This is a genomic window from Microbacterium sp. K41 (genome assembly GCF_004794395.1).
GTDB lineage: Bacteria > Actinomycetota > Actinomycetes > Actinomycetales > Microbacteriaceae > Microbacterium > Microbacterium sufflavum.
This window is the reverse complement of record NZ_SSDO01000166.1, coordinates 1-359: the sequence shown is the minus strand read 5'-3', so window position 1 is coordinate 359 and position 359 is coordinate 1. Positions and strand designations below refer to the sequence as shown.

At 77.7% G+C, this 359-nt stretch carries 1 pseudogene; it reads left to right on the top strand.

The features are described from left to right. A pseudogene (locus DW309_RS04370) lies at window positions 1-359 on the top strand (primosomal protein N'); the annotation flags it as partial.

Here is a 359-nt window from a genome sequence, read left to right as displayed (position 1 = left end):
GCCCCTGGGCTCGAGCGGCGCCGAGCCCCTCGCGGAGGGCGGGTACCGCGCGGTCGTGCTGCTGGACGGGCCGCGCATGCTGCAGTCGCCCGACTTGCGGATCGGCGAGGCGTGTCTGCGCTGGTGGTCGAACGCTGCCGCGCTGGCCGCCCCCGGGGCTCCGGTGCATCTGGTGGGGGTGGACGGCGCGGTCGCCAAGGCCCTCGCGACGTGGAACCAGGCGGGCTACGCGCGCTCGGAGCTGGAGAACCGCGCCCCGCTGCACATGCCGCCCACCGCGCGCGTCGCGCTCGTGGAGGGCACGTCGGCCGCGGTCGCCCGCGCTCTTGCCGCGCTCGGGGAGCTGTCGCTGCCGTCCG